This window comes from Aquamicrobium aerolatum DSM 21857, assembly GCF_900113935.1.
GTDB classification, from domain to species: Bacteria; Pseudomonadota; Alphaproteobacteria; order Rhizobiales; family Rhizobiaceae; genus Aerobium; species Aerobium aerolatum.
In genome coordinates this window covers 61,256-79,707 of the sequence record NZ_FORF01000005.1, presented here as the reverse complement: position 1 = coordinate 79,707, position 18,452 = coordinate 61,256, and the positions used below count along the sequence as shown (strand labels likewise).

The window sequence follows — 18,452 nt, the reverse complement described above, 5'->3', positions numbered from 1 at the left end:
CTGTACTACTCATGCAGGCCGCCAAACAGGCGCCTCGTGCCCGCACACATTGGACCCAATTTGGGCCATAGCGTATCGTACTGGCACACTGCTTCAAAGGAAACCGCGTTTCCGCCGCATGTGTAAAACTTTAAACATAAGGTTAACAGCATGAGGCGAAAGGCGATTTCCGTCTGAGGCACCTTTCAGCGTTTCCATGGCTTGCCGCCACCCCATTAACTGGTTCTCCACTTTAAAAATTCAGAGTCAGAGCCGATAAGAGATACACAAGGGACGGCGGAAAAATGGCTGATGCTGAGGAAATGGTCGCATTTTCCTGTCCAGGAGGAGGCAAGGACTCAACCTCGTCATCAAGGCCGATCGACTTGGCCCATCTGGGGCGCCAGACGATGGGGGACAGGGCGCTTGAGGAAGAGGTGCTTCGCCTCTTTGTTCAGCAACTCGCGACCGTAGGCGTTCGGATCGAGGATTCAGACGCGGTTGAAAGGCAACGGTTGGCGCATACGCTTCGCGGATCGGCGGCGGGCATCGGGGCGTTTGAGCTTTCTGAGTGCGCAGCTCAGATCGAAGCGTCTCCTGACGATATGGGGCTTGTTGGGCAACTTTCGGTTCTCATCGCGGAGACCCGTGATTTCATCGCGACAATCAACCGATAACGCGGAACTGAGGGCAGGCGGGTAGCCCTGTGGTTGACTTGTGGTGGCGAGATTGTATCTGTCCCCGCAACAAGCTCCAGCAATTGCGCAGTTTCCCGAGACAGATTCATGACGAAAATCACCTATATTGCCCATGACGGCACGAGGTTCGACGTTGATGCGGCGAATGGTTCGACCGTAATGGAGAATGCGATCCGCCACTCCGTTCCCGGCATCGAAGCCGAGTGCGGCGGGGCCTGCGCCTGCGCAACCTGCCATGTCTACGTAGATGAGGCGTGGTCCGCTGTCGTCGGTACGCCGGAAGCGATGGAAGAAGACATGCTCGATTTCGCGTTCGATGTACGTCCCACGTCGCGCTTGTCCTGTCAGATCCGGGTAAGTGGCGAGCTTGACGGCCTGGTCGTCAATATTCCTGAGCGTCAGGGATAGGCTGTCCTGGTCGACCGACTGGAGCGGCGAAAGCGTTTCGCGAGTTGCTCGATTGACGCATCTATCCTGAAACCGGTTCCCAGTTTCGGGGGACAAGCGCTACTTCTCGATGCGTTCCAGTCGTCTTTGAAGCAAGCCGGAAATCCGTTTTTCGAAGTTGATCCCTTCGACACGATCAAACTGGGCCTGTGCTCTGTCGTGCTCCAGAAGCATGCGTTCGCTGGTCCTTTGTGCGGCTGACCTCGCTGCTTCACAGCCTCGAAAATTGGTGAGCTGGCCGAGTGCTGCCTCCATGTCGCGCGCGTGGTTGCGAGCAATGACGACATGGCTGTGTTCGTGCCGTTTGATATCGGCTGCAAGCGTTTCCCAAATCAGTCGGGTGTCACGATCTGCACCGCGCGGCCGTGTCCAGCGTGGCAGGATCATGCTTGCTTTCAACGCAACGCGCGCATCGACGACGCTACAGAACCCACCTTTTTGCCGGTAGGTGAGGTGCGTTGAAAATTCGAGCTGCGTTGCGCCTGGATGGCGCGAGCCTGACGCGGACAATCGTGGGCCACGGCGCTGCAACTGGCGCTCGATCTCGTCGAGAGACGTGCCACCGACCGTGAAATAGCTGTAGGTAAGTGAAACCGAGGCGCCGGACGCCGGGGCGACAAGGGCTATGAGCACAATAGCTGTCAGCAATGATTTTTTCATCTGGCCTCCGACGACGCATGACCTGCACGGCCTCGTCCTCACTGATCGGGCATCATCGCCGGCGACTTGTAAACAGGTTATCATCACCATGGCTGTCGCCAGCAGAAACGCGTTGATTTCTGATGCTCTGCGTCCGACAAAGCGCGTTGAAGGAAAAGTGCATGTTCGAACCCAAACCCTGGTTATTGGCGCATGGGCGCTCGCTGACGCTCGGGCCCCGTGCTCTCGTGATGGGGATCGTGAATGTCACGCCTGACAGTTTCTCGGATGGGGGACAATTCGACAACCTGGAAAGGGCGCTGAGACAGGCCGAGCGACTGATCGCGGAAGGTGCGCAGATCATCGATGTGGGTGGTGAATCCACAAAGCCGGGTGCGGAACCTGTGAGTCCACAGACAGAGCAAGGCCGCATTATCCCGCTGATCGCGGAACTGGCAAAGCGCGGCGATGTTGCTATCTCGGTTGACACCTATCGCGCCGAGACCGGGCGGTTGGCTGTCGAGGCCGGAGCGCATATTCTGAATGACGTCTGGGGACTGCAGCGGGAACCGGATATGGCGGGGGTCGCGGCGGAGACGGGTGCGGGTCTGGTGATCATGCACACGGGCAGGGAGCGTACGAAGCTTGCCGATCCGATAGAAGATCAACGTGTTTTCCTCGCGCGTTCGCTCGAAATTGCAAACGATGCCGGGGTTGGCAAGGATAGTATTGTTCTTGACCCCGGTTTTGGCTTCGCCAAGGAAACGGCCGACGAAAACCTGGATTTGATGGCGCGCTTCGAAGAACTCGGTTCGTTCAAATACCCTTTTCTTGTAGGTACTTCTCGAAAACGTTTTATCGGAACACTGACTGGACGCGGACCGGACCAGCGGGATGCTGGCACGGCCGCAACAAATGTCATCCTGCGAATGCAGGGTGCGGGTATTTTCAGAGTGCATGACGTCGCAATGAATGTGGACGCGCTGCGTTTTGCGGATGCTATGATTGACCGTGGGCTCGTTGCCCAATCTGAACGCTGCCGGGAACCAAGCGTATGACATATACAATCAGAATGAAGAACTGTGCGTTCTTTGCACGGCATGGCCTTCTCGATGCTGAGGAAACACTGGGGCAGCGCTTCTACGTGGACGCCACGCTGGAGGTTGATGCGCAGACCGCTCTGGTCGACGACTCCATTGCGGACACAGTTGATTACGGAATCGCATTCAGTGAAATCGAGCGCATAGTCACCGGCAAGCGACGCTTTCTGATCGAAGCGTTGGCGCAAGACGTGGCGGTGGCCCTGTGCAACCGTTTCCCCAGCATCCTTCGTGCCGAAATCACTGTACGCAAACCGAATGCGCCTGTTCCCGGCGTTCTCGATTATGTCGAAGTGACCGTCGTCTGGCCTTATGGCTGACGAGCGACCGCGCGTGCGCGCATATCTGGGACTTGGTGGCAATCTTGGCGAGCCAGCCGCGGCCATGGCCGAAAGTCTTCGTCTACTGGATGCGCGCGCAGATCTGTCGGTGATCTGCGTTTCGTCGCTTTATCGAACCCCGCCGTGGGGTGTGACCGCTCAACCTGACTTTCTCAATTGTGTTGCGGCTGTAGATACTGACCTCACTGCCCGCGAATTGCTGCAGCTTTGTCTCGACACTGAGAGAGTATTGAAGCGGGTGAGGGCCGAGCGATGGGGGCCGCGGCTGATCGATATCGATCTGCTTTTGTATGGCAGCGAGCAGATCAATGAAGACGATTTGCAAGTGCCACATCCACGGATGATGGAGCGCGCCTTCGTGCTTGCGCCACTGGCGGAGATAGCGCCTGAAATTCTGCTTGATGGGCAGGTGGTAACACGCAGGCTACAGGACACAGACCATAGTGGCATCGTCCGATTGCCAACCGAAACGAACTGGTGGGCCCACTGAAGCATAACGCTGAAAGTGGAAACTGGTTTCGGGTCAAGGCTAACGCGCAAGGAGCGAATCTGAAAGATCGCGACGCGCTTTAGTGCAGTTCCGCTTTTTTCGAACGGTTTATTGAGTGATGACACACCCAGAAAGCGTGTGAGGCGATCCAGAAGAACGCAACACGCTTCAGGCTGGGTCATGTAGCGGCGCGGTTATTTTGAGGCGATGGCGCCGACGCTGCCGGGGTCGTTGCGCTTCAGGTTCATGCCGATCACCGGCACCATCTGGTTGTCCACCTTGACGGACACGGTAACATGCATCGTGTCGCCGTCGGGCATCCGCGCGAGCATTGCACCGTCAAGCTGTTTGCGGTTGAGCGTAAATACCACTTTTTCGCCGGTCACGCTGCCGGCCACAACGTCAAGACCTTCACCGACGGCGCCGTCCATGAACGTGCCCCGATAGCCCTGCCGCCCCTTGTGCTCGACGCTGGCAGACATTTTCTGGGTAAAGAGACCAACGCGGCAACCGCCGTCCATAGTCATGCCAACCTTCCCGGCCGGCGTTGTTCCCTGGAAGTTGCAGGTGAAGCGCGTGCCCTTGTACTTGCCCGCAACGATCTCGCCCGGACCAGACCACTGACCTTCCACCTTGGTAAAGAAGCGCTTGTCACGGTCGGATGCCGACGCGACCTCGATGCTGAAGGCGTTGAATGCAACCGCAGCCACAAGTGGCAGCGATGCGGACAGGATGGTGCGTGTGACCATGGGAACCCGACTACAAAACGGACTGGAAACTATGAATGGGACACTGGCGAAAAATGGTTAACGCTTCGTCTACATCGGCACATTGCGTGATCCGCAACAGTCCGGCAAGGCCATTTTCACGTACGCGGGTCAGTGGTCCCCTGTTTGCGCGCAAACTTTGACAGGGCGGAAAGAAAATCGCTCATTCCCGGACGCTTCTGCACGACAAAAGGAAGAGGGCGTACCGTTTCCATGGCTGCAACACCGATTCTCGCGGTCATCATCCCGTTTACGACGCCTTCGCCAAGTTTTGCAGACAGACGGGCGGCGAGCCCCTGGCCAACGATCTGATGCACGAATTCATCGCCTGCGGCCATGACGCCCGTCACCGCGAGATGCGCCAGCACATCACGCGTCAGACGAATAAACCCCAATGTTCCCGGTCGCGCGCCATAAAGTTCGGCCAGACGACGTATGAGACGACCAGCTTCAAACAGGACGTAGGTAAGGTCGACAAGCGCTCGGGGACTGATTGCTGTCACCACGCTGACGCGCTTTGCGGCATCTAGAATGAGACGCTGCGCTTCCGCGTCGAGCGGTGCCAGCAACTCCATTTCGGCAATTTTGAGCAGGTCGCCGCCATCAATGATCTGGTCGTCCAGCTCTTTAAGCGCACGACGCCCTGCCGCGGTTTCAGGGCGATTGGCTGCGAAGGTGCTGAGTTCAGCAACCAAGGCGCGCGCTTTGCGGCTGTCGTTGTCATTGACAATCTTCAGCGCCCGATCGCGCATTTTCTCGACAGATGCGAGGCGTGCGAGGCCGACCAGTTCACGCACGACAATGACGATGAAAGAGAGTGCAGCCAGAAGTGCAACGCATAGCGCAAGCCATCCCAGCCAGTCGGCGCGCGCAAACAGATCGCGAATGAGTCGATCGGCCCACATGCCGACCGCCAGCGACAGCAGAATCCCGATCATTCCAAGGAAAAAGCTACCGATTCGCCCACGTTTGCGGCGAGTTTCCGGAGAAGGTGGGGACGATGTGTCGTCCACGACATCGAATATATCGAGTTCGGCGGGTGTGATCGTCGCGCTTTCGGCATGGACGGCACGAGGCCGACGAGGTTCGCTCTGCCCGGAAGTGGAAGTAGCCTTCGCAGGCGACGGATCGATGCCAAACGCGGTCGGCTTGCGAGTTTCCGTCATGCCAGATGATCTCCGATCAGGTACTGCAACGCACGGTCGAGCCTTATGTGAGGAAGGGACAGGCTGAGCCCTTCGCTGGTGCGCTCCAGTTTCGGAGGGCGAAAGCGCACGAAGCGGATCACCTCGCTCTGGTTCACTGGTCCTGATGATGACTCAAGCAGGCTATTCACATCCGCCGGCAAGTCGCCGGGAAATATTGCCGTTTCACTGTTGCCGTCGAAGCTTTCTCCGCCGATGGTTTCGCCCGCCAGCGGCGTGCCGATGATCACCGGCAGCGTGTCGCGGCCTTGCTTGACCGTGCCTTCGCGGGTGGCTCTCACAGCGGCCATGGCGACCACATCGACGTCGACGCCGGAAAGGGCGGCGCGCTCAATCGCGCGGTCCGTCAGACGCCTGACGATGGCCTGCAGGCGATCATGGCTTTCGTGATGGATGTGGTCGGCCTTCGTGGCGGCGATCAGGATGCGGTCGATCTTGCGAGATAGAAGGCCGGTCAGGAAATTGGCGCGGCCGGCGCGGAAACATGCCAGGATTTCCGTCAAGGCGCGCTCCAGATCCTGCACGGCCTCCGGTCCTGAATTCAGCGCCTGCATCGCATCTATCAGCACGATCTGTCGATCCAGCCGCGCGACATGTTCGCGAAAGAACGGCTTCACAACATGGGTCTTATAGGCCTCATAGCGGCGTTCCATCATGGCGCGTAACGACCCCGGTTTTGCGCGTTGGTCGTTCAGATCGGGCAAGGGCGCGAATGTCAGCGCGGGCGAACCATCCAGATCTCCCGGCATCAGGAAGCGGCCCGGAGGAAGCGTCGAAAGTGCGCGAGAATCCGATTTTCCTGCTTTCAGATATGCCGCAAAAGTGTCGGCAAGCGTTCGTGCCGTCATTTCATCGGCGGGTGCATCCGGGTCTATGGTCGCTGCCAGCTGCAACCATTGCTGCGACAGATCGGATCGCACGGGTAGGCGTGCCAGTTCAACGGCTTCGCGCGAAAAGGTAATGTAGTCCTTGCCGAGCAGGGGGAGGTCGAGCAGCCATTCACCGGGGTAGTCGATGATATCCAGAGACAAGCGCCCGCGTGAAAACAGCCGCCCCCAGCCGGAAGCCGATTCGTAATCGATGGTGAGACGGAGTTCCGAGATGGCGCGGGTCGAGTCGGGCCAGATGCGCTGATCGACCAGTGCGGCGACATGATCTTCGTATTGGAATCGTGGGACGGTATCGTCCGGCTGGTGCTCCAGATAGGTTTTCGCGATACGACCGCTCTTCTGGGCCTCAAATAGCGGAAGCCGGCCGCCATGCAGCAGGTTGTGCACCAGCGAGGTGATGAAAACCGTCTTTCCCGCGCGGGAAAGTCCGGTGACCCCGAGCCGCAATGTCGGCGAAACAATTCCCGCCGCGCGTCCTGCCAACGTGTCGAGGGCAATCAACGCCTCGTCGCCGATCGATGTCAGAGAAGCCAAATCCACCGCCTAGCAAATTGTTTCAGGCTGATATGGGGTGCCACGCTCATTTTTCAAAAGATGCCACAGGTCTCAGGGCGCGAGGAAATCTTCCAGATAACCATTTTTAGGCGCGATCTGTTCCTCGGGGTGAGAAAAGCTGATGACGGCAAGGCCGCAGGTTGGAAAACCTCGTGCGACAGCGGCCAGGGCCGATGCTTCGCCATTGCTTGCGAGCGCAGAGCAGAGATCTTCCATCATCGGATTGTGGCCGACGACAAGGACCGATGCCGCCTCTCCCGCGTCACGGATGATGTCGAGATATCCGGCTGCATCCGAACTGTAGAGACTATCGAGATAGCGGACATCCTGTGCCTCAATATGACGGGATGCCGCTGTCCATGTCTGGCGTGCCCGCAATGCGCCGGAACACAGGACGAGGTCGGGAAGATACCCGGCAGCGACCATTGAGGCTGCCAAGGCTTCAGCATCGGCCCGTCCCGTATCTTCCAACGGACGATCATAATCACGAGAACCGGGTTCGCCCCAGCGCGCTCGGGCATGTCTGAGAAGATAGAGCCGATTCATTGCGAGTTGCCCCTCCCGAGAGCGGCCAGGTTGCGTTTATGGCTATCAATGATTGCTTTAGCGACGCTGCGGCCTCGTCGCAAGCCACTTGCACGGCACCATGTAGCGATAGTCTATCTCGGTGAGAGTGGCGGGATTTTCGCAGATAATTCAATAGTAATGTCAATAATACGCCAGGATATATTCGCTGTGGCGCTTCAATGGCGCAATCCCGCACGACGGAAGCTGCGGAAGGGTGGGCGTTAGCGCTTGTACATACATGGCGTCGCGAATATATAGGCGCCCGGAATGAAGTTTTTTGGGATTGAGTCGAATGTCAGGAATCATTCAAGCTGATTACGTCCCCACGGAAGACGAGCCGTTCATGAATGAACGGCAGAAGGCATACTTCCGCGCCAAGTTGATTGGCTGGAAGAACGACATTCTAAGGGAGGCTCGTGAGACCTTAGAGATCCTGCAGAGCGAGAATGCCAATCTTCCCGATCTTGCCGATCGGGCGTCTTCCGAAACGGATCGAGCAATCGAGCTACGTGCCCGTGATCGTCAGCGCAAGCTGATTTCCAAGATCGATGCTGCCTTGCAGCGAATCGACGAGGGTACCTATGGATTTTGTGAAGAGACAGGTGAACCGATTGCGCTGAAGCGTCTTGACGCGCGGCCCATTGCGACCTTGTCGATCGAGGCGCAGGAGCGCCACGAGCGGCGGGAAAAGGTTTACAGGGACGACTGAATAAAAAAAGCGGCTTTCGGGCCGCTTTTTTTATCTCTTTGCTTTTGAAGATTGGATCAGCGCTGCTTTTCTGCCGACAAATCGCTGAGAAGTCGGCTCATCTCTTCATCAAGGGAAAGATCAACCGACGATCCGGCGCCAGCGCCTGGCTTTTCCAGCGATACCTGAAGCTCGTCCAGTAAAGCCTCATCGAGATTTTGGGGCGATCTAGAAACCGGCGCTGGTGTGGTCGCTGCAACCGCTGCAACCGGTGCAACTGGCGGACGCGCACTCGCCTGCGGGGGCGCTGGATACGCAGATGTATTGGGGTCGCTCTGACGAGGCGGTGTTGCTGGCCGATAGCTGGCCGCAGGCGATGCCGTCGCGTGCGCTGGGGCAGCCGCAGGTGCTGGCTTGACGTCTACGGGCCGCGTTGCCGGCGCGGGGCGGGGCTGAGTCACCGGTTGAGCGGTGGGCGCCGGACGCGCTACAGGTGCTGGTGATCGTATCGCCGGCGCTGGCTCAGTCGGGGCGGCATAAGGCATTTCTTCTGCCGGGCGACGGGCACTCGCTGGCGCGACAAGGCGGATATTCTGTTCCACGACAACATCGGTCGGGCCGCCGATCAGGATCAGGTGCTCGACATCGTCGCGCCGCACCAGAACAAGACGACGCTGGCTATCAACGGCGGTTGCATCCATCACCGCCAGACGAGCCTTACGGTTCCTGCCGCCGGCGACAAACGTTCCGAATGTCAGGCCGCGTATGATTCGTACTGCGACAAGAAGGACCAGCAGTCCGACGAGCGCGATCACAGTCCACATCAGTGCCGGGGCAAATTCCGGTCCCGCGACACTTTCGAGCCAAGCCTGCATATGTGGTCCCTCACATCATCGAGATGTCGTTTTTCTTAGAATGTCAGCGCACACTAATACGCCTGTCACACTGACAGCAAGGATTCCCGTCCCGAAGCTGGAGCGAGGCAGGAATTGCCGACTTTCAATCTGCATTGAGGGCTGCGCTGCACTTGCAGATGCTGATCGGCATGATGTATGCCGGTTGCACAGCGCACGGTCATCGCAGGCAGAGAGAATATGTCAAAAGACACCGGCGGCGTGCAGACGCGCCCGGCACCCATTGTGGACCAGAGCTCGCGCCCGGGGGCAATTTCACGCTTGCTGATTTTTGTCGCTGTCCTGATTTTGTCGGCGATTCTCTTCACATTGTTTCGGGACCGGCTGGGCGATCCGTTTCTTCTCGGTCTGCTTGGCATGCTGGCGATGATCGGCGCGGGCTTTCTGTTTACCGCCGCCATCGGGTTCATCCACATCGCACCGCGGTCAACCGCCGATGAGCTTTCCCGTGCGTTTGTTGACACGATGGGGCAGGGACTTGTCGTTACCGATGTGAAGGGCCGGGTCATCTACGCCAACGAGGCGTATAGCGAGATGACTGGCGCAACCTCCGGCGCGGATGTGCGCACCGTCGAGGGATTGTTGTCGGATAGTCCGGAGGCTTCACCAACCGTCTACAAGCTTGCGGCAGGCCTGCGCGACGGCGTGGCCGGAGATGGCGAATTTCGGATGCCGCAACCGATCAGGCCTGGCTCCGAGCCCGGAGCTCGCTGGTATCGGGTCAGAGCGCGGACCTTCAAGGTGCCGGGCTACCGCCAGCCATTGTCCGCGTGGCAGATCGCCGATATTTCCGGAGAGCGCGCAGAGCAGGAACGCTTCTTCCTGGATTTGCAGAAGGCCATCGATCATCTGGATCATGCGCCTGCAGGTTTCTTTGCCGCCGACGCCGCTGGTCGCATCACCTATATCAATGCAACTCTGGCAGAGTGGCTCGGGATTGATCTTGCCTCCTTTACGCCGGGGGTAACGACCTTGAGCGAAATTGTCGCGGGCGATGGAATTGCGCTGATACGTTCTGTCAAGGCGGACCCCGGCGCCACCCGGAACGCGGTCATTGATTTGGACCTTGCAACCGTATCCGGTGCTGCGGTTCCGGTTCGGTTCATGCACCGTGTCACTGCAACACGCGACGGCGCGCCGGGCGCGTCGCGTACAATCGTGCTTAACCGGGACCATGGCGAAGATGCGTCTGCAGATCTTCGTGCGTCGGAAGTTCGTTTCACCCGCTTCTTCAATTCGACACCGATGGCGATCGCTGGGGTAGATGGCGATGGTCGCATTTTGCGCACCAACGCCCCATTCCTGTCCCTGTTTGGATCGGTCGTAGACCGGGATATGCTCGACCGTCGCGTGCGCCTGGACAGCGTCATGCATCTGCGCGATCGAGCCGCATTCGAGGCCGCTCTTGCGAGTGCACGCCAGCGCCAGGCGGATATCGCGCCGATTGACACCGTGCTTCCAGATGACGAAGACCGGCATATTCGTTTTTATGTGAATGCTGTTGCTGACGGCGGTTCCGCAGAAGGTGCGGAAGAGGCGGCAATCGTTTACGCGGTTGAGACGACGGAGCAGAAGGCTCTCGAGGCGCAGATGGCGCAGAGCCAGAAAATGCAGGCGGTCGGACAGCTTGCAGGCGGTATCGCGCATGACTTCAACAACGTGCTGACCGCGATTATCATGGCATCCGACTTGCTGCTGGCAAACCACCGGCCATCGGACCAGTCGTTCCCCGACATCATGAATATCAAGCAGAATGCGAATCGCGCTGCGTCCCTCGTACGCCAGCTGCTTGCATTCTCGCGCAAACAGACGATGCGGCCGGAGGTTCTCAACCTTACCGATGTTCTGGCCGATCTGCGCATGCTTCTGTCGCGGCTCGCCGGCAATGAAATCCGGCTGGAAATTGACCACGGACGGGATCTTTGGCCCGTGAAAGCGGACATCGGCCAGTTCGAGCAGGTCATCGTCAACCTGACGGTCAATGCTCGTGACGCGATGCCAAACGGTGGCGGGCTGTCGGTGCGCACGCGCAATGTAGCCGACAATGAATGCTCGGCTTACGGCTACCGTGAACTTCCCATTGCAGACTATGTACTGGTCGAGGTCGAAGACACCGGCACAGGCATTCCGGCGGATGTGCTCGAGAAGATCTTCGAGCCATTTTTTACCACGAAGGAAGTTGGCAAGGGGACAGGGCTGGGGCTGTCGATGGTCTACGGGATCATCAAGCAGACGGGCGGGTTCATTTTCTGCTCTTCAGCGCCGAATGTCGGGACGACTTTCCGTATCTTCCTTCCTCGCCATGTCGTGGAAACCGCATCGCTGCCCAAGACGATCGACGGGGAACTCAACGCGCCGGCAGTCGCGCAGGCGGAAGCTCCAAAAGCAGCCAGCAAAGATCTTTCCGGCACAGCCACCGTGCTGCTGGTGGAAGACGAGGATGCCGTGCGAATGGGCGGGGTCAGGGCGTTGTCGTCGCGTGGATATACGGTTCACGAAGCGTCTTCGGGTGTGGAAGCACTGGAGATTTTCGACGAGCTTGAGGGCAAGGTTGATCTCGTGGTTTCCGACGTCGTGATGCCTGAAATGGACGGCCCAACGCTGCTCGGAGAACTAATCAAGCGCCAGCCGGACATCAAGTTCGTGTTTGTTTCGGGTTACGCCGAAGATGCCTTTGCGAAGAACCTTCCCAAGGAAGCGAAGTTCGGATTTCTTCCCAAGCCTTTTACGCTGAAGCAGCTTGCTACAACCGTAAAAGACATGCTCGAAAGCTGAGTGACGCCGGCGTAGTGGGGGCAGTCGGTGTCTCTCGATTCTGTGGATTCCCGACAAAATCCGACTATAGGTTGCATCGCTAAGATTTTATCGATTTCGTCAATGATCTATCCATCGCCGTGAATTACAGAGCGTACAGCTTTGCTGCGGATCGACGGGGTCGGGAAAATAATGGTGACTGGTGTAAACTCACACGCAAGCGTTGTTACGCATTTGACAGCGCCTGGCACGAGCAAGCCGAGCTTGCTCGCAGAGCGCGGCGAGACAGTGTCGCGTAGGGAGATTGAGGCGACACCGACGTATTTCCGCAGCATCTCGTCAATCAGCTGTGGTTCGCTTGCCGGGGCATATAGCAGCCTGATGGCAACGGACACGCAGACCCAGACATCGACGCTTCAGAGATCAGGGACCCCGGCGATTCTTTCCGGCTCGGGTATCCCAGCGGCGCTTCAGGCTTACGAGGAAGCGGACAACGCGTTCGACGTCTGAAACGTGTCATTTGTGCCACAGCGAACAGGCTGACACTTTTCCGCCTCATATAGCCCAACTCATCGCCATGTTTAGAGATCAGTGAGGGAACACCTATAAGGATGGGGCGTTCGTTCCCATGTGGCACCATCAAAAGTCCAGGTCTCAATTCATGTCTGTCAAAACTGATCCTCGCGAGGCAAGTGCCGGAAAACTCTCGCGTCGTCTGTTCCTCCTGTCGATGCCGGTTTTCGTAGCTGGGTGCACCAGCACCAGAGGGGTGATGGAATCCGCAGCGGTTCCCGCTGGCCCGGATCCTTACTATGTCGCGATGTATGGGCCGCTGCCAGAGGAAAAGTTCCCGCTTCCGGCCACTGATATTGCGAGTGTGGAACAGCGCTTCCTGCGTCAGCAGGTGGACTATCACCGCAGCGAAATGCCCGGCACGATCGTTGTCGACACATCCAACCGCTTTCTCTATCTCGTGCAGGAGAACGGCAAGGCGATGCGATACGGCATTGGCGTCGGCAAAGCGGGCTTGGAATTCGAAGGTTCGGCACGAGTTGCACGCAAGGCCCAGTGGCCGCGCTGGACGCCCACACAGAGCATGATTGCTCGCGAGCCTTCCCGTTATGCGCAATATGCCGGCGGTATGCAGCCGGGGCTGGATAATCCGCTCGGGCCTCGTGCGCTCTACCTGTTTCAAGGCCCCAACGACACGCTTTACCGGATCCACGGCACGACCGAAGCCTGGTCGATTGGTCTGGGTGTATCTTCTGGTTGCATCCGCTTGTTCAATCAGGACATCATCGATCTCTACAATCGTGTGGCTTTGGACACTCCCGTGGTCGTTCTGCAGAATGAGCCACTGATGTATCCGCAGAAGCAGGTTCCCGGATGGGCGGCTCGGCAGATGGCGTCCTATAGCAGCACGCCGGGAGAGACCGAGGCGGTTGCGCCAGCAGTCGGCGATACGTCAGCGCCGAGGCGCCCCGCCGCGAATATCTGACGTCAACTTTCTGGAAAAACTGAACGCGCTGCCCTGGCAGCGCGTTTTTTGTTGTTTCAATTGTCTTGGTCGGGCGCAGGGCGCGTGCGGACTTTGCGGCCAAAGGTGTAGCCGGTCTCGACGACGGGTTTGCCGCCAAATTTTTCTCGTAGTGCGTCTATTGCACCCTCTGCCAGAGCGCGTTTTCGGGCTTGAGCGTCTATCAGGTCCGGTGGATCTGCAGTCGTTGGTGCTCCAAGATCAGATACACCGATGCCAATCAAGCGATAGCGCGTTCCGTCTGTTTCCTTCCGCAGCAATTCGAGCCCGGTGGTGAAGATGCGGTCGGCGAGCTGGGTAGCATCGGGTAGGCGCCGGTTACGTGTCTTGCTCTTGAAATCAGAGCCCTTCAGTTTCAGGACGACCGTATGGCCGGCGATATCTGCTGCTTTCAGGCGTCGCGATACCTTTTCTGAAAGTGCGCGCAGAATTGGTATCAGATCGTCAAATGCAGCCAGATCGCTATCGAACGTCGTTTCGGAAGAAATGCTTTTGACATCATGCTCGGGCTCTACACGGCGATCATCCTGTCCGCGTGAAAGATGGTAGAGTCGGTCTCCCATCACGCCGTAGCGCCGCATCAGTTCCGTTCGCTCGATCGTTTGCAACTGCCCGATCGTTCGGATGCCGTTCTGCTCCAGTGTCGCGCTGAGGGCCTTGCCGACACCCCAGATCACCGTGACGGGCTTGGATGCGAGAAACTCGAGCGCTTCCTGTTTGCCGATTACCGAGAAACCTCGTGGCTTTGCCAGGTCCGAGGCGACCTTTGCCAGAAACTTGCAGTAGGAAAGGCCTATCGACGCGCTGATTCCTATCTCGGCTTCAATTTTGCGCGAGAAATCTGCAAGCACCATTGCCGCAGGCTTACCATGAAGCTTGGCCGTGCCCGAAAGATCGAGAAACGCCTCATCGATAGAGAGCGGTTCGACAAGGGGCGTCAAGGACTGCATCATGGCGCGCACCTGGCGTCCGACAGCAGCGTATTTCTCCATGTCAGGCTTGATGACAACTGCTTCCGGGCAAGCTTCGAGCGCTTTGAACATGGGCATGGCCGAGCGGACGCCGCGGATACGGGCAATGTAGCAGGCAGTCGACACGACGCCCCTTTTGCCGCCGCCAATGATCACTGGCCTGTGGCGCAGTTCCGGTCGGTCACGTTTTTCGACAGCGGCATAGAATGCGTCGCAGTCGATATGCGCCAGGTTTAACTCGTAAAGCTCGGCATGGCGCACGACGCGCGGGCTTCCACAGGCGTCGCAACGCTTGCAAGCAGCCTTCTGGAGCGCAAGGCAGTCGCGGCAGAAGCCGCGCTCAGGATAGTTGGATGAGATGGGCATCGCGCTTGAACACAAGGGGAACGTCGTGACAATAGCGCAGGTCACGCCGCTCGCCTAGTTCGCAAAACGCAGAGTGTCGTGGTCTTTTTCTACAGACCCAAAGCAGCCGAAATTCTCGGCCGCGCATCATGCCAATCCTCCACGACCGTTACGCCGTCGCTTACAGGAGGCAGGAATTTGCGCAAATCGTTTTCCGCCATGAGGTGGAACAGATGTGCGTCGGGTACATATTCCTGAGCGGACGTGAGGTTATGGGGCATGTCGTCGACGAACGCCACAGGACGGGCCACATCTCCCCGCAGGCGCATGATTGCCGGTCCCTTGGCCATCTCGGTTGTCAGCAACGGATAAGTTAGTCCGATTTCGTCGAGATAGCGTCTGCGGGTGTCGCGGTGACGGTGAGGCATGGCGGTCAGAAGCACAACTTCAGCATCCCTGGCAATTGTTTCGATTGCCTCAGCCGCGCCATCGGTCACCGTTTGCCACGCCGACTGGCTGTCGAAAAAGCTGGTCAGGAGCTCGCGTACTCGGTCGGCTTCGGCGACCTCTCCGTTTTCGAGATGGAAAACATTGCCCTGCAGCCGGAAGCTGCCGAGTTCGAGTCGAAAACCTTGCTTTTCAAGATATCTGGGAAACGGCCGGATGAACTCCAGGATCACATCATCGACATCAAGCACCAGCAAAGGGCGATCATCGTGAGAAAGTTCTTCAATCTGACGAAGGGTTTCCGGGTCGATACTCATGTAGAGGCCTCATAACGCTCGTCGCCGAACGGCAGCGCGCGAACAGCTGCGGCAACATCATCGGGCGTCTGCCCCGCCGCATCGCAAAATGCCGAGAGCGTTGGCTCATGGGCGCGGATGAATTGAAGCACACCGGCCAGAAACCCTGGCGCGTCAGCGGCAGAGCGTATCTGACTGGCCTCGATACCCGTGAGGGAGAGGAAGCGGGGCAACAATACTGGATCGTTTGCTACGAAGGAGAGGGCGGCGATCGCCACCTGCTCGGCTTCATCGGGGCCGATTTTGCCCGGAAATTTCATGCTCATTCATGTGATCTAACGCAGCGAGGCTGCTCGTTGCAAGTAAAGCGTTTCGGTTTGCCTTTCGTCAATCAAATCGAGGTACACTAAAATTAGAATATTTGAATGCTGGCGAGTGTTTGGAAGGCACTTGAGCTTCTACCTCGCCGCTAGTGGACAGGATGCCATGGCCAAGAAGGTGATGATCGTCGAAGACAATGAGCTCAACATGAAGCTCTTTCGCGACCTTATCGAGGCGACGGGCTATGAGACCGTGCGTACCCGCAACGGGCTGGAAGCCCTCGATCTTGCACGAACTCATAAACCCGATCTCATCCTTATGGACATCCAGTTGCCGGAGGTCTCCGGTCTGGAGGTGACGAAGTGGCTCAAGGAAGATGACGAGCTTCACACGATACCTGTCATCGCCGTGACTGCTTTCGCAATGAAGGGCGATGAGGAGAGAATCCGGCAAGGTGGTTGTGAGGCTTATATCTCCAAACCGATTTCGGTCGCCAAGTTCATCGACACGATCAAATCCTATCTCGGAGACGCCTGATGACTGTGGAGCGCGGTTGGGGAGCGAAAGAGCCATGACAGCCCGTATCCTGGTGGTTGATGACGTGCCGGCCAACGTGAAGCTCCTCGAAGCACGATTGCTGGCGGAGTATTTTGAAGTCGTTGGAGCCTATTCCGGCCAAGAAGTGCTCGATGCCTGCGAATATGGCAAAATCGACGTGGTGCTTCTTGATGTCATGATGCCGGGGATGGATGGTTTTGAAGTTTGCCGCCGACTGAAGGGCGATCCGACCACACAGCATATTCCCGTCGTGATGGTCACCGCACTCGACCAGATTGGTGATCGGGTGCGCGGACTCGAAGCGGGCGCGGATGACTTTTTGACCAAACCCGTCAACGATTTGCAGCTGATGACGCGCGTCAAGAGCCTGGTTCGCCTGAAGATGCTCACCGATGAATTGCGGTTGCGCGCCTCGACAACACGCGACATCGGAATTGAGGAACTCTTGAACTGGCCGAATAGCGCCATTGATGAGAAGGCAAATGTTCTTCTGGTCGATGACCGGCCTTCTTCGGTAGAGCGGCTCAGCCGGATGCTATGGGACCATTGCACTTTGAAAGTGTCGAGGGATCCGCATGCGGCATTCTTCGAGGCTGCCGATGATGGCTATGATTGTGTAATCGTTGCGACATCATTGGCGGGATACGATCCCTTGCGCCTCTGCTCGCAATTGCGGACACTTGATCGTACGCGGTTCGTTCCGATCATTCTCATAGCTGATGAGGGAGAGGACGAACGACTTGTTCGCGGCCTTGAACTGGGCGTCAATGACTATCTGGTGCGCCCTGTCGACCAGCAGGAGTTGATTGCGCGCCTGAATACTCAGGTTCGGCGCAAGCGCTACAATGATCGATTGCGCGCCAGTCTGGCCCAGACCATCGAGATGGCTGTGACTGATGGCCTGACGGGGCTGCACAACAGACGTTATCTGGATAGTCATCTGGCAACGTTGTTCGAGCGCGCGCGTAGCCGTAATCGCCCCCTTTCGCTGATGATCACGGATATTGATCGTTTCAAGCTTATCAATGACACATGGGGTCATGATGCAGGCGATATGGTTCTGCGTGAACTGGCCAGCCGTCTGCGGAAAAATGTTCGAGGCATTGATCTTGCCTGCCGCATGGGTGGTGAGGAGTTTGTCGTTGTCATGCCCGATACCGATGCTGTCGTGGCAGAAAAGGTGGCGGAGCTAATAAGGTTGCAGATCGCTGAATTGCCGTTTCCAACTGGCGTCGGCGATCAGACGATTGACGTGACGGTGAGTGTGGGTGTGGCCGGGCTTGCGCCGGATGTCGCCACTATGGAGGCGCTGATGAAGCGGGCGGACGTCGCACTTTACGAAGCAAAGAATGGTGGGCGTAATCGCGTGGTAGCTGCTGCAGCCTGATTCCAGCCTTGCGCCAGCGTTTACTGTATTCGGCGAATGCTACGTGGCTTGGTTAAGAAACTGTTGCTTTTCACGCAATGCTGCGCGAATGTGATTCTTGCTTGACGCAGCGGGAGGAATGCTGCGCTTTTTGCATTGAAGATACCCCATGATGCTCAGGTCCGCCGCATCTCCTGGGTCCGTGGGGTTGGCCGATTGGTGTTGGTGTCAAGTGGCCTCCTCGTACCACTGCCAATTTACCAATCGGCCCCCAATCTGACAGGTCACGCTGTCTTGCAACAAAAAACGCCGCCTGAAACAGGCGGCGTTTTTTGTATGCTCAGAAACTCGAAGATTACTTGATCTTCGTTTCCTTGAACTCGACGTGCTTCTTGACGACCGGGTCGTACTTACGCTTGGTCATCTTGTCGGTCATCGTACGGCTGTTCTTCTTGGTCACGTAGAAGAAACCTGTGTCAGCCGTCGACAGCAGCTTGATCTTGATGGTCGTAGCCTTGGCCATAATTCCCGTCCGCTCTTATTAGGGTCTGGTTGCCGCATCGATACGGGCGGCAGC

The 18,452-nt window shown here is 57.7% G+C and carries 20 protein-coding genes; 10 read left to right on the top strand and 10 right to left on the bottom strand.

The genetic code is table 11. From position 1 onward, the window contains the following. Positions 1-284: 284 nt before the first annotated feature. The gene (locus BMZ42_RS05545; RefSeq protein ID WP_175556642.1) at positions 285-656 is read left to right on the top strand and encodes an Hpt domain-containing protein; all 372 of its coding nucleotides are present in this window, start codon (positions 285-287) and stop codon (positions 654-656) included. 108 nt (positions 657-764) lie between these two features. After that, positions 765-1,085 carry a 2Fe-2S iron-sulfur cluster-binding protein gene (locus BMZ42_RS05540; RefSeq protein ID WP_091519645.1) on the top strand — a complete coding sequence of 107 codons (321 nt, stop codon included), beginning with the start codon at positions 765-767 and terminating at the stop codon, positions 1,083-1,085. A 99-nt stretch (positions 1,086-1,184) separates the two neighbouring features. Here BMZ42_RS05540 and BMZ42_RS05535 read toward each other — a convergent pair whose 3' ends face one another. Continuing rightward, positions 1,185-1,784: a DUF922 domain-containing Zn-dependent protease gene (locus BMZ42_RS05535; RefSeq protein ID WP_091519643.1), complete on the bottom strand. Its 600-nt coding sequence runs from the start codon at positions 1,782-1,784 to the stop codon at positions 1,185-1,187. A gap of 161 nt (positions 1,785-1,945) precedes the next feature. On the opposite strand from BMZ42_RS05535, the gene folP reads away from it, so the two are divergent. From folP to folK, 3 genes are read left to right on the top strand one after another with little or no spacing between them, the layout of a single operon-like run. Further along, positions 1,946-2,821, top strand: a complete 876-nt coding sequence (gene folP, locus BMZ42_RS05530) for a dihydropteroate synthase (RefSeq protein ID WP_091519641.1) — start codon at positions 1,946-1,948, stop codon at positions 2,819-2,821. Beyond that, a complete protein-coding gene (folB, locus tag BMZ42_RS05525) occupies positions 2,818-3,183 on the top strand; it encodes a dihydroneopterin aldolase (protein ID WP_091519639.1) in 366 nt (121 codons plus the stop codon). The genes folP and folB overlap by 4 nt, the downstream gene beginning before the upstream one ends. Next, positions 3,176-3,694: a 2-amino-4-hydroxy-6-hydroxymethyldihydropteridine diphosphokinase gene (folK, locus tag BMZ42_RS05520; RefSeq protein WP_091519637.1), complete on the top strand. Its 519-nt coding sequence runs from the start codon at positions 3,176-3,178 to the stop codon at positions 3,692-3,694. Before folB ends, folK begins: the two co-directional genes overlap by 8 nt. A gap of 194 nt (positions 3,695-3,888) precedes the next feature. On the opposite strand, the gene BMZ42_RS05515 is transcribed toward folK, so the two are convergent. The 4 genes from BMZ42_RS05515 to BMZ42_RS05500 form a co-directional block, all read right to left on the bottom strand. Then, positions 3,889-4,443: a hypothetical protein gene (locus BMZ42_RS05515; protein WP_091519635.1), complete on the bottom strand. Its 555-nt coding sequence runs from the start codon at positions 4,441-4,443 to the stop codon at positions 3,889-3,891. A gap of 116 nt (positions 4,444-4,559) precedes the next feature. Next, on the bottom strand, positions 4,560-5,627 hold the full coding sequence (locus BMZ42_RS05510; RefSeq protein ID WP_091519632.1) for a YcjF family protein: 1,068 nt from the start codon (positions 5,625-5,627) through the stop codon (positions 4,560-4,562). Further along, positions 5,624-7,090: a YcjX family GTP-binding protein gene (locus BMZ42_RS05505; protein ID WP_091519874.1), complete on the bottom strand. Its 1,467-nt coding sequence runs from the start codon at positions 7,088-7,090 to the stop codon at positions 5,624-5,626. The genes BMZ42_RS05510 and BMZ42_RS05505 overlap by 4 nt, the downstream gene beginning before the upstream one ends. 72 nt (positions 7,091-7,162) lie before the next feature. Next, positions 7,163-7,657, bottom strand: a complete 495-nt coding sequence (locus tag BMZ42_RS05500) for a SixA phosphatase family protein (RefSeq protein WP_091519630.1) — start codon at positions 7,655-7,657, stop codon at positions 7,163-7,165. A 313-nt stretch (positions 7,658-7,970) separates the two neighbouring features. Here BMZ42_RS05500 and dksA point away from each other — a divergent pair, with 313 nt between their 5' ends. Further along, a complete protein-coding gene (gene dksA, locus BMZ42_RS05495) occupies positions 7,971-8,387 on the top strand; it encodes an RNA polymerase-binding protein DksA (RefSeq protein WP_091519627.1) in 417 nt (138 codons plus the stop codon). Positions 8,388-8,443: 56 nt separating this feature from the next. On the opposite strand, the gene BMZ42_RS05490 is transcribed toward dksA, so the two are convergent. Then, positions 8,444-9,241 (bottom strand): flagellar biosynthetic protein FliO, encoded by a 798-nt coding sequence (locus BMZ42_RS05490; protein WP_091519625.1) that lies wholly within the window; start codon positions 9,239-9,241, stop codon positions 8,444-8,446. A gap of 219 nt (positions 9,242-9,460) precedes the next feature. On the opposite strand from BMZ42_RS05490, the gene cckA reads away from it, so the two are divergent. After that, positions 9,461-12,055: a cell cycle histidine kinase CckA gene (gene cckA, locus BMZ42_RS05485; RefSeq protein ID WP_091519872.1), complete on the top strand. Its 2,595-nt coding sequence runs from the start codon at positions 9,461-9,463 to the stop codon at positions 12,053-12,055. A gap of 640 nt (positions 12,056-12,695) precedes the next feature. Further along, positions 12,696-13,532, top strand: coding sequence for a L,D-transpeptidase (locus tag BMZ42_RS05475; protein WP_420492448.1), 837 nt, complete (start codon positions 12,696-12,698; stop codon positions 13,530-13,532). Positions 13,533-13,588: 56 nt separating this feature from the next. Here the strand turns inward: BMZ42_RS05475 and BMZ42_RS05470 are convergent, their stop codons facing one another. The 3 genes from BMZ42_RS05470 to BMZ42_RS05460 form a co-directional block, all read right to left on the bottom strand. Continuing rightward, a complete protein-coding gene (locus tag BMZ42_RS05470) occupies positions 13,589-14,908 on the bottom strand; it encodes a DNA polymerase IV (protein ID WP_091519619.1) in 1,320 nt (439 codons plus the stop codon). An 89-nt stretch (positions 14,909-14,997) separates the two neighbouring features. After that, complete coding sequence (locus BMZ42_RS05465; RefSeq protein ID WP_091519617.1) at positions 14,998-15,651, bottom strand: hypothetical protein; 654 nt, start codon at positions 15,649-15,651, stop codon at positions 14,998-15,000. Beyond that, complete coding sequence (locus BMZ42_RS05460; protein ID WP_244523167.1) at positions 15,648-15,956, bottom strand: DUF3572 domain-containing protein; 309 nt, start codon at positions 15,954-15,956, stop codon at positions 15,648-15,650. Before BMZ42_RS05460 ends, BMZ42_RS05465 begins: the two co-directional genes overlap by 4 nt. Positions 15,957-16,131: 175 nt before the next feature. On the opposite strand from BMZ42_RS05460, the gene BMZ42_RS05455 reads away from it, so the two are divergent. Beyond that, a complete protein-coding gene (locus tag BMZ42_RS05455) occupies positions 16,132-16,488 on the top strand; it encodes a response regulator (RefSeq protein WP_280139854.1) in 357 nt (118 codons plus the stop codon). A gap of 34 nt (positions 16,489-16,522) precedes the next feature. Continuing rightward, the gene (locus BMZ42_RS05450; protein WP_091519613.1) at positions 16,523-17,896 is read left to right on the top strand and encodes a PleD family two-component system response regulator; all 1,374 of its coding nucleotides are present in this window, start codon (positions 16,523-16,525) and stop codon (positions 17,894-17,896) included. A 334-nt stretch (positions 17,897-18,230) separates the two neighbouring features. Here BMZ42_RS05450 and rpmG read toward each other — a convergent pair whose 3' ends face one another. After that, entirely contained in the window at positions 18,231-18,398 is a 168-nt protein-coding gene (gene rpmG / locus BMZ42_RS05445) for a 50S ribosomal protein L33 (RefSeq protein ID WP_091519611.1), read from the bottom strand. Between the last annotated feature and the right edge of the window lie 54 nt (positions 18,399-18,452).